Here is an 11,683-nt window from a genome sequence, read left to right as displayed (position 1 = left end):
ACCTTTGACGGCGATCTTACTCGTGTTACAAATATCGACGATCTACTGTGGATTTCACTATCTGATGGGACAAAATTTACACCAACAACATATAACTCAAATGACCCTATTGAATTACCTAAAATTGGTGAAAGTTTTGCTGATATCGATATGGCCGTACCAATTGATACTGATTTAATTGGATTAAATGCACTTATTGGTTCACCTTATAATTATTGGGGGGATGATGATGGGGATGATGATGTTACAGTAACTGGTGATCTAAGGATATCTATCGTAGATAAAAATAATGAAACTGTTGCGCGTAATGAAGTATTAATGGGAACTAAAGCGCCATATAAGTTAACATTAACTAGTACTAACGGAACATTAAGAACGCGTTATGGAACACCTAATAGTAGTGATTTTAACTCTAGTAATGTGACTTATTACATTAATCCGAAGGCCGCGCCTTCAGTTTTGTTTGCCACACCAAACCTTATTTATAGTTCAGGCGACTATGCAGGTCCTAAACCAATATGGGATATTAGTAAAGGATTTATTACTCAAACTGCTACCCCATCATCTTATCATCGCAACTTTCCTACTACAGGCGCTAATAATTTATATTTTGATTTAAACATCATTGGTAGTAATGAGGCTTTATTATGGAAGGAAGTTACTCATGATGGTATCACTGCTACAATGACCGATGTAACAAGTACCAGTGTTCGTGTTACCTTAACTGGTCCATTCGCTACAGAAATACAACATGACTCAGATGAACCAAGTAGTTTAGGATCTATACATAAACCGGTATTGCCTATTACATTTGAGTTAGTTGGTGTAGACCCTCAAAGTAATAAAGAAGTCGTCAAATATGGTTTCCAGTTAAAACAGTGGTTTGTTAATCGTGGAGGAACCTCTCAACCTAAAGATAAGAATATATCTTGGTGTGAGAATATAGGTTACCGTGTTCCTAATTATCAAGAGCTAACTAATGCACCGGTTTCTGACATCGCCAGCACTACATCGCCTTCACAAGATAATCATCTTACGCGTGCAATTGATAACGGCTTTTTTGCTGAGTGGGGTTATATGCATGGTTACAGAGGTGCTGAATTTGGGCGTGTGATACCTTATTTGGCTACCGACATCAAAATCAATAGTGGTACGAATAACGGTACTGATAGTGATAGCAATAATGGTACGGATACCAATAACCCTAAAATTGCTGTACTTACCAATAACGGTACTGATAGTGATACCAATAATGGTGCTGATAACAGTACCGAAAATGATGCCAATAACTATCAAATTGCTGTATTATCTTATAATGGTTCCGTAATAGCAGATTATTCAAGTAACCAATCTTATCATGTAGCTTGTGTTACACCTTAGTGCGTAGTTTTTATTTGTTATCCTTTAGATTGAAGCTTCAATGTTGGAATATTAAATTCAATCTATTAAAGTGGTTGATTTGTCGCTTCAATCAAGCTGACAAAGTGGGTGATAAAAAGAGATTTGTGGTGAGTACTATCCGCCCCAATTGGGGCGGAGTTATTGTTGAGGAATAGAGACTTTCAGTAAATATTTTAATCAATAAATATCGGTTAATGGTATAGATAAGGATGCTAGTTCAGCTTTAATATGGAATTATGAGAATTGATATTATTCAATCTTCAATTTAATCATCTTACGGCTAAAACTTTTCTACTATGGGGGATTGGGTATATTTTGATTTAAAGATAGTTAGTACTGTTTTTTGAAATGACCTCCTTCCGTTTTCCAAGTTGGTATTACTGTTACTATATTGGAAGTAACAAGTACAAGCTTTCAAGTCACTCTAACTGGTCCAGTCGCTCAATTATCGTAACGGAGTTCAGACGATCCAAGTAATGTATCTAAATCCTCTTTGCTGCAGGTATTTGAGTTAGTTGGAAGTGATGAGAATGGTAATGCAATTGTTAAATATTATTTTCAATTATAATAATTTATGTATTTTACCTTTACCTTAACTTTTTATTTTTAGTAAATTGGTGAAGTAATGAAATCTGCATGGTTTTATCGTTTAGCTATGTGTAATGTAGAGATGGACGGATTAAATTAAGGAAAGCTATTTTTAAGCTTTAAAAAATTGAGGCAGTTTTTTAAGAACCCATATCTTAACAATAACACTTAACATAGTATTTTTGTTAAAAAACAGATTAAAATCATCACTATTAATCACTAAATTATGTGCTATTTATTTAGGCAAAAGTGCCCCTAATTTATTTTAGGGGCAGTTAAATTATTCATTGGTTAAGAATAATTTAAGTGATGGATTTTCAGTTTCATTATTAAAACCATAATCCAACTCGGTTAAATGTTTTGTAAAGGTTGTATGGCTAGCTTTATCTATTTCAAAAGCAGCTAACACTCGGCCATAATCGGTACCGTGACTACGATAATGGAACATTGATATATTCCAGCTAGTACCTAGCGTTTGTAAAAACTTAAGCAAAGCACCTTGTGATTCAGGAAACTCAAAACTGTAAACTTGTTCGTTAATAGGTTGGCATGGTTTACCACCAATCATATAACGAACATGTAGTTTGGCCATTTCGTCATCAGTGAGATCGACGACTTGATAACCAGCTGCGCTGAGTTCTTGCATGATTTCATCTTTTTCATTGCTTTTGGCAATTTTAACGCCAACAAATATGCGAGCTGATTTGTCGTCATGATAGCGGTAGTTGAATTCTGTGACTGCTCGTCCACCTAATAATTGGCAAAATTTTAAAAAGCTTCCCTTTTGTTCAGGTATAGTTACCGCTAAGAGTACTTCACGTTTTTCACCCAATTCACAACGTTCAGATACATAACGTAGATTATGGAAGTTTAAGTTAGCTCCAGATAAAATGTGGGCTAAATTTTCACCACAAATGTTATTTTGTTCGACATACTTTTTAAGACCAGCTAATGCTACTGCACCCGATGGTTCTGCAATGGCACGTACATTATCAAATAGATCTTTAACTGCCGCACAGATTTCATCGCTATCAACAGTAATGATATCGTCAATATATTGCTGACAGAGTCTAAATGTTTCATCACCAATTCGTTTAACTGCAACACCTTCAGCAAATAAACCAACCCGATCAAGATCGACTGGATGTCCTGCAACTAAAGCCGCTTTCAAGCAGGCCGCATCTTCAGGTTCAACAGCAATCACTTTTATTGATGGCATGATTTGCTTAATTAATACGGCAATACCAGCAGCGAGTCCGCCACCACCGACAGGCACAAAAATGCGGTCAAGCTTGGCATTTTGTTGCAGCAGTTCCATAGCAATACTGCCTTGACCGGCGATAACTAGTGGATGATCAAAAGGTGGAATAAAAATCCGATTTTGTTGCTTGGCCAGCTCCATTGCTTTGGCTTTAGCTTCGTCAAAATTGGCTCCATAAAGTAATACTTCACCACCAAAGTCTTTTACGGCTTCGACTTTGATATCTGCCGTATTTAATGGCATGACAATTAGCGATTTAATCCCTAATTTAGTTGCTGAAAATGCAACACCTTGGGCATGATTACCGGCTGATGCGGCAACTACACCACATTTACGTTCTTCAGGGCTTAAGCTGGCTATCATGGCTTGGGCGCCACGAATTTTGAAACTATGGACTAATTGACGATCCTCTCGTTTAACAAAAATTTGATTTTTTAAACGAGAGGAGATTTTTTCCATATGTTCCAGTGGCGTCACTTGGGCAACATCATACACTGCACTGCATAGTGTAGCTTTTAAATAATCAGCGCCGGTTAGTTTGTTAGCTTGTTGATTCACATTAACCACCTAATTTGCTTTTATCACGTACCGCACCTTTGTCTGCACTAGTTGCTAAGCTAGCATAAGCTTTTAGTGCATATGAGACATAACGGTCACGATTATGAGGAGTAAAGGCTTTATCACCACGAGCAAGTTCTGCGACACGGCGACGTTCTAATTCATCTTCTGGTACGATGAGCTCTAATTTACGATTTGGGATGTCGATATCGATAATATCGCCATCACGAACAAGACCAATCACCCCACCATTAGCAGCTTCTGGTGAAATGTGACCAATAGATAACCCCGATGAACCACCAGAAAAACGACCATCAGTGATTAATGCACAGGCTTTACCAAGCCCCATTGATTTTAAGTAACTTGTCGGATAGAGCATCTCTTGCATACCTGGTCCACCTTTTGGTCCTTCGTAGACAATCACTACCACATCGCCTGCCACTACTTTGCCACCTAAAATTGCATCAACAGCATCTTCTTGGCTTTCATAAACTTTGGCCGGACCACGGAAGACTAAGTTTTCGGCAGCAACACTGGCGGTTTTTACAATAGCGCCATCTTGGGCGACGTTACCATAAAGGGTTGCTAATCCACCATCTTGACTATAAGCATGCGCCTTATCACGAATACAGCCATTTTCACGATCATCATCTAAGCTATCCCAATAACAATCTTGAGAGAAGGCCTTGGTGGTGCGAATGCCTGCCGGACCACTGCGATACATTTTTTTGACGGCTTCGTCAGTTGTTTGCGTAATATCATATTTGGCAAAGGTTTCTTGTAAACTTAAACCAAGTACGTTATGTACGTTACGGTTTAGTAATCCGGCTTTGTCCAGTTCAGACATGATGGAGACCACACCACCAGCACGGTGGACATCTTCCATATGATAAATTGCGGTACTTGGCGCAACTTTACATAGATGAGGAACTTTGCGTGATAACCTGTCGATGTCAGACATGGTAAAGTCTATTTCACCTTCTTGTGCTGTGGCAAGTAAATGTAATACGGTATTTGTTGAGCCACCCATGGCGATATCAAGAGACATAGCATTTTCATAAGCAGCTTTAGTTGCAATTGATCGAGGTAAATAAGCTACATCATCATGTTCGTAATACTGTTTGGTTATTTCAACAATGCGCTTAGCTGCATTTAAGAAAAGTTGTTCACGTTGTTTGTGAGTGGCAACCAGTGAGCCATTACCCGGTAAAGAGAGGCCTAATGCTTCGGTTAAACAGTTCATTGAGTTAGCAGTAAACATCCCCGAGCATGATCCACAAGTCGGGCAGGCTGATTGTTCAATAGCCTCGCTGTCAGCATCGCTAACAGTAGGATTAGCACTTTGGATCATAGCATCAACTAAGTCGAGTTTGATGATTTGATCTGACAGTTTAGTTTTACCTGCTTCCATTGGACCGCCAGAGACGAACACAGTTGGAATGTTTAAGCGCAGAGACGCCATTAACATCCCTGGAGTAATTTTGTCACAATTTGAGATACAAATCATAGCATCAGCACAGTGTGCATTAACCATATATTCAACTGAATCGGCAATGAGTTCTCGAGATGGTAATGAATAAAGCATACCACCATGGCCCATAGCGATACCATCATCAACAGCAATAGTATTAAACTCTTTGGCAATACCTCCACAAGCTTCAATTTCTTTTGCCACTAGTTGACCAATATCTTTTAAGTGGACATGGCCCGGTACGAATTGTGTGAATGAATTAACCACTGCAATGATGGGTTTACCAAAGTCTTCATTTTTTACGCCTGTTGCACGCCATAAGGCGCGGGCGCCTGCCATATTGCGACCTTCAACTGAGGTTGCCGAACGATATTTAGGCATTTGTTGCTCCCAATTTTTCCTAATGCAAGCGACCGATTTCTATCGGTACATTTTTGAGTTCTTAATAAATAGTAAAATGATGACACCGCCAAATTAATCTTAATCGGCGGTTCTTATCAAAGCTTATTTAATTAGATCTAACCAACCATATTTATCTTCAGTTTTGCCATCGAACAATCCGAAGAATGTTTGTTGGATTTGTTTAGTGATTGGGCCACAACGACCAATACCAACTTGAATACGATCAACACTTCGTACAGGTGTGATTTCGGCCGCAGTACCGGTCATAAACACTTCGTCAGCAAGATATAGTGATTCACGAGATAGAGTCTGTTCACGTACTTCAATGCCTAAATCACGAGCAAGGGTAATGATGGCATCACGAGTGATCCCTGGAAGTGCAGATGATGATAGTAATGGGGTAAATAAGATACCGTCTTTAACGATAAATAAGTTTTCACCTGAACCTTCAGAAAGCTGACCGTTAACGTCTAATGCAATCCCTTCTTGGAAGCCATTAGCACGAGCTTCAGATCCGATAAGTAGTGATGATAAGTAGTTACCACCAGCTTTTGCTGCTGCTGGAATGGTATTTGGAGCAAAACGATTCCATGATGATACCATGGCATCAATACCTTGTTCTAAGGCGTCTTCACCAAGGTAGGCACCCCATGGGAATGCGGCAATCATAACATCTGTTTGATAACCTGCTGGTGGAATAACACCCATACCAACATCACCAATAAATGCTAATGGACGAATGTATGCGCTTTTTAAATTGTTTTTCTTAATTACTTGGCGGGTTGCTTCCATGATCTCTTCAAGTGAATAAGGAACAGGAAAACGATAAATTTTAGCTGAATTCAATAGGCGCTGTGCATGTTCTTTATGACGAAAAATTGCTGGCCCTTTGTTTGTTTCATAACAACGGACACCTTCGAATACTGAAGTACCATAATGCAGGGCATGTGACATTACGTGTATTTTAGCATCTGCCCATGGAACCATTTCGCCATTTAACCAAATATAATCAGATTTTGCTGTAGTACCCATTTTTTGTTTTCCTCTTAAATTTACTTTTGTTAAGCATATATACTGCTTTTATTCATTTAATGGTAAGCATTATACATCACTTTTTTGTTTGTTTAACTTCTATAAAAAATACTCTTTTTTATTTAACCTATTGTTTGAATAAGGTTTATTGTAAGCTTTATTCAATCGCTATAACATCTTCCAATTTGCCAATTTGGCTTTGTAATGATGATAGCGATCGTTCCGTAGTTAATGTTAGATTTAAGATAAATAAATGATTATCAATTGATTGCATTTGCATCTGTTGTATATGTCCGCCACGGTGGCGAACAACTCGTAAAATGCGTTCAAGAGAACCTAATTTATCATTGGCCTTTATAGTAAATTGATGTGTCGCTAATTGATTCATCACTTACTCCTTATTACTTTTATCTAACATATTTTCATTTGCTGCCCCTGGTGGTACTAGTGGCCATACGTTTTCTAGTTCATCAATACATACATGCAGTAAGTAAGCACCGGATGAATTAAATAGATTATCAAGTGCTGGTTCGATTTCCGCTTTATTGCTGATCATTTGTCCCGGAATATCAAATGCTTTAGCTAACATTAGAAAGTCTGGGTTATCCGATAAATTGGTTTCGCTATATCTTTCATTAAAAAACAGTTCTTGCCATTGTCTGACCATACCTAAGCGTTGATTATCAATTAACACAATTTTTACTGGCAATTTTTTACGTTTTATTGTGGTTAATTCTTGTACATTCATCATAAAAGAACCATCACCAGATACACAAATTACCATATCTTCAGGTCTGGACATTTGTGCTCCTATAGCAGCGGGTAGACCGAAGCCCATTGTTCCTAATCCACTGGAAGTAATAAAGTTTTGTGGATGATTAAAACTCATATGTTGTGCTGTCCACATTTGGTGTTGACCGACATCAGTAGTAATTATGCTGTTGGCAGGCCTTCTTTCTGAAATACGTTTTAGTAATGCCGGTGCATAGATGGCTTCCCCGGGATGATCGTAGCGGGTAGGGTGTTGCGCCTTTAATTGTTTAATTCTCTCGTGCCAATCTTTAATAGAGACAGTTTGATGAAGCATTGGTAAAACATGTTTGATATCACCTTGCAATCCTAAATGGCTTTGGCGTAATTTATTGATTTCAGACTGATCAATATCGATATGAATGACTTTAGCATGTTTAGCAAATTCATTAAGCTTGCCTGTTACTCGATCGTCAAATCTAACGCCTAAAGCAATCAGTAAATCACACTCTTGTACCGCTAAATTAGCTGCTTTGGCACCATGCATACCAATTAATCCTAAGTAATAAGGATTGTTAAGATCAGCAACACCGAGTCCTTTTAATGTCGATACACTAGGTATTTGCGTTAAGTTCATAAATTCACGCATTTCTGCAATTGCATTTGATAGTCCAACGCCACCACCAATATAAAGCATTGGTTTTTCGGCTTGGCAAATCATTTGTTTAGCAAGAGTTATCTCGTCAGATGAGATTGGATATAATTGAGCATTATCAGAAGGAGTTTTTATGGTTGTCGGTGTTAAATAGGTTTGGTAATCATGTTCGGCAAGCTGGATATCTTTTGGGATGTCAATTAATATTGGTCCCGGCCTGCCCGAATTGGCTAAATTGAAAGCCTCTTGTAAGGTATTCGGCAACTGGGTGGCATCATCAATTAAATAGCTATGTTTGGTGCAAGCTAAGGATAAGCCTAAAACATCAACTTCTTGAAAGGCATCAGTGCCAATTAATGTAGTTGGAACTTGTCCGGTAATGGCTATAACGGGTACTGAATCAATTAATGCATCAGCAAGGCCTGTAATAATATTGGTTGCACCAGGGCCTGATGTTGCAATACAAACTCCAATTTTGCCGGTAGCGCGAGCATAACCAATGGCTGCCATTGCGGCACCTTGTTCATGACGGCATAGTACGTGTTCAATTCCACCATCATAAAGTGCATCGTATAGAGGCATAATTTGACCACCAGGATATCCAAAAACGGTGGTAATGCCTTTTCCTTTTAAGGTTTTTACTATCCACTGTGTTCCTAACATTTATTCCTCACTTGTTACTTTTGCTCATTTATTTTTAATGTCAAAATTGTTCATAAAAAAACCCCCGCTTTTTGGGGCGGGGGTTTTTGAAATATGGTAACCATATATTTAACTCAAAAGACGCCCCCGCGTTGGAATAATGACCACGCTGACAATAATGTTAATGAGGACGACGATGAGTGAAAAATTCATAATGTTTCTGTAATTCTTTTGTCATTTTTGAAAAAATATTTAATCAAAATACTCGTTTTAAAAAAAAGTGCAACTCTTTTTTATGCTTTTTTTAAAAGCAGTTTTAATTAGTATGTTTATTGTTTGAAAAAATTTTTGAGGAAAGGGGTTTTTTTAATTCTTAAAAAAGATTAATTTTGGTTTTAGTTTGGCATTTTATGGCTGGTTAGTGTATAAATATCAATCATTGAGCTTAAAAGTAAACTAACTTTTTTAACCTTGTATTGCTAATCATTATTTATTACTCATTAAGAGATACCTATATGAAAATACTTAAATTGGTTACATTTTTACTAGTAAGTGTTTTAGTGTTTGGCTGTGAGAAAGCGAAAGAAAATACCGTAGATAATGTTAATGATGAATCACTTGTTGCGGTACAAAATGCAATGATTGAACCTATCAAGAAATCTTTACCCATTGCGATTGATGAGTTAACGACTTTAATTGGTATTGATAAAGATAAAGATCGTAATATCGTCAATTATCAATATGAGGTTAAAAATACCTCTGAACATACGTTATTATTGCCAAGTACGCTTGATACTATCCGTCAAGCCTTGTTTAAGGCTTATTGTGAAAATAATGAAGAAATGCAGCAGTTAAAAACAGCATTTCCTGATGGTGCAAACTATCATTATTTTATTGATACTAAAGAGATTATCGTGGTTGAATTAACCCCTGCAGATTGTCATGGGAGTTAAGTAAAAGTAATTAGAAATAATCTTATATATAGATGGGTAAAGAGTGCTAACAGTAGTTGTGACTAATTGCCCAACTAATAAATAATTATTATTAAACTTGCATTGCTAGCTTAATGTTAATTTATTTGTTACACTATTTTTGTTGTTCAATTTATCATCAGTCATGGTTTTAGCATAAGTTTCTTCTGTCCTCGCTAGGCCATTCAAGGAAGTCACTGTTACTTTATTCTCAAATTTTTTTGGTTATCAATGGTTATTATTTTTTACAGTGTGTTATCGGTTAATATAATTAATTGAATTAATTAAGTATTTTAAAGATATAAAATATGTCTGGCAATAGGATTTTGTGATTATTAATTGATTTTATTTAAGTTATATTGAATTTGTCTACAAATACATGTCTAACTTAGGAGAAAATTATGAGTAAGCAAACCTATAATCCCACAACCAAATATCATCATGACAAGTTTCCTAAACAAAAACAAACTCCTCCTGGCTTACAATATGAAATGGATCCAGTGCCTGATTGTGGTGAAAAAAGTTATCAAGGTCATCAACGGTTAGAAGGTCGAAAAATGTTGGTTACTGGTGGTGATTCAGGGATTGGTCGTGCAGCAGCTATTGCTTATGCAAAAGAAGGTGCTGATGTAGCAATTAACTATTTGCCGGCGGAACAAAAAGATGCTGAAGATGTAGCGAAAGTTATCGAATCTGTAGGGCGTAAAGCAGTGTTGATTCCAGGCGATTTAAGTGATGAGGTATTTTGCAAAAAATTAGTTGATGAAGCGCATAAAAAATTAGGTGGGCTTGATAATCTAACCTTAGTGGCTGGTAAACAAACAGCTGTAGAAGATATTATGCAATTGACTACGGAACAAATCATTAAAACCTTTGAAATCAATGTGTTTTCACTATTTTGGGTAACCAAAGCCGCATTGGGTTATTTAAAACCGGGTTCGACGATTATTACCACTTCTTCGGTGCAAGCTTACCAACCAAGTGGTAACTTATTGGATTATGCTTCAACCAAAACGGCGATTATCGCGTTCACTCGTGGCTTAGCTGCGCAATTAGGTAGTAAAGGTATTCGTGTTAATTGTGTAGCACCAGGTCCAGTATGGACACCATTACAAATTTGTGGTGGTCAACCAAGTGAAGTGATTCCAGAGTTCGGTAAACAAACACCATTAAAACGTGCGGGGCAACCGGTAGAACTAGCTGGCGTGTATGTGCATTTAGCATCAGAAGAATCAAGCTATACCACCGCCGAAGTATATGGTGTAACTGGTGGTATGCATATTAATTAATTTATAATAATTACAATATGTTAAAGGGCTATTGTAGCCCTTTTTATATATTGTATAAAAATCATTTTTTCTTTCTTCTTTACTATTAAAGTTGTGTATTTTTTTATAGTTATAATTTACAATTTAATAGTCTTCTTCATCTAATTAAGTGATTAATTAATTTTATAATAAGGAATTTATATGAAAGGTTTAAAATATTCAGCATTGATCTTTATAGCTGCTGCTCTATTTGGTTGTGATGATTCAAAATCTAAACCAGCTGATAATAGTACTAATAGTGAGCCAGCAAAAACTGCACCAGTTTCAAATGATACCCAGGCAACTAAGCCAGATCTAAGTAAAGCTCAGGATAAATATATTAGTGAAGCTAAACGTTTACTACCAGTAAAAGTGAATGAATATTCTAACCTAGTTGATCTTTATAAAGAGAATAATTCAATTAACTATAAATATGTAATGGATGTATCTAAAGATGATTTGGATATTGATCAAAGTAAAAAAGTTACTGCTGATGCATTAAAAACTCTTTATTGTTCAGATAATAGCGAAATGAAAGACTTTAAAAATGCTTTTCCCGAGGGTGCGATTCACAATTATTATATTAAAGATGAAATGGTATTTAGTATACACTTAAAACCAGCTGATTGTGATGCAAAATAGTTA

General features: G+C 36.8%; 9 protein-coding genes. 4 read left to right on the top strand and 5 right to left on the bottom strand.

The features are described from left to right. Positions 1 to 1,380, top strand: a 1,380-nt coding sequence (locus H3U96_RS09830) for a hypothetical protein (RefSeq protein WP_198196464.1), incomplete at its 5' end; no start/stop codon positions are given. A gap of 889 nt (positions 1,381 to 2,269) precedes the next feature. Here H3U96_RS09830 and ilvA read toward each other — a convergent pair. From ilvA to ilvG, 5 genes are all read right to left on the bottom strand, one after another. Further along, positions 2,270 to 3,808, bottom strand: coding sequence for a threonine ammonia-lyase, biosynthetic (ilvA, locus tag H3U96_RS09825; RefSeq protein ID WP_254422573.1), 1,539 nt, complete (start codon positions 3,806 to 3,808; stop codon positions 2,270 to 2,272). Between the two features lies 1 nt (position 3,809). After that, a complete protein-coding gene (gene ilvD, locus H3U96_RS09820; protein ID WP_065578434.1) occupies positions 3,810 to 5,660 on the bottom strand; it encodes a dihydroxy-acid dehydratase in 1,851 nt (616 codons plus the stop codon). Positions 5,661 to 5,783: 123 nt separating this feature from the next. Further along, positions 5,784 to 6,713, bottom strand: a complete 930-nt coding sequence (locus H3U96_RS09815) for a branched-chain amino acid transaminase (RefSeq protein ID WP_086361135.1) — start codon at positions 6,711 to 6,713, stop codon at positions 5,784 to 5,786. 157 nt (positions 6,714 to 6,870) lie between these two features. Next, entirely contained in the window at positions 6,871 to 7,101 is a 231-nt protein-coding gene (gene ilvM / locus H3U96_RS09810; protein ID WP_065578432.1) for an acetolactate synthase 2 small subunit, read from the bottom strand. A gap of 3 nt (positions 7,102 to 7,104) precedes the next feature. Continuing rightward, positions 7,105 to 8,781: an acetolactate synthase 2 catalytic subunit gene (gene ilvG, locus H3U96_RS09805; RefSeq protein WP_086361134.1), complete on the bottom strand. Its 1,677-nt coding sequence runs from the start codon at positions 8,779 to 8,781 to the stop codon at positions 7,105 to 7,107. A 494-nt stretch (positions 8,782 to 9,275) separates the two neighbouring features. On the opposite strand from ilvG, the gene H3U96_RS09800 reads away from it, so the two are divergent. From H3U96_RS09800 to H3U96_RS09790, 3 genes are all read left to right on the top strand, one after another. Continuing rightward, positions 9,276 to 9,713 carry a hypothetical protein gene (locus H3U96_RS09800; protein WP_065650938.1) on the top strand — a complete coding sequence of 146 codons (438 nt, stop codon included), beginning with the start codon at positions 9,276 to 9,278 and terminating at the stop codon, positions 9,711 to 9,713. A 419-nt stretch (positions 9,714 to 10,132) separates the two neighbouring features. Then, complete coding sequence (locus H3U96_RS09795; RefSeq protein ID WP_086321015.1) at positions 10,133 to 11,020, top strand: SDR family oxidoreductase; 888 nt, start codon at positions 10,133 to 10,135, stop codon at positions 11,018 to 11,020. 180 nt (positions 11,021 to 11,200) lie between these two features. Next, a complete protein-coding gene (locus H3U96_RS09790; protein WP_198196462.1) occupies positions 11,201 to 11,680 on the top strand; it encodes a hypothetical protein in 480 nt (159 codons plus the stop codon). The last annotated feature ends 3 nt before the right edge of the window (positions 11,681 to 11,683 follow it).

Source organism: Gilliamella sp. M0364, from assembly GCF_016100565.1.
Taxonomy (GTDB): domain Bacteria; phylum Pseudomonadota; class Gammaproteobacteria; order Enterobacterales; family Orbaceae; genus Gilliamella; species Gilliamella apis.
Note: the sequence above shows the minus strand (reverse complement) of the source record. Positions and strands in the feature narration are given on the sequence as shown.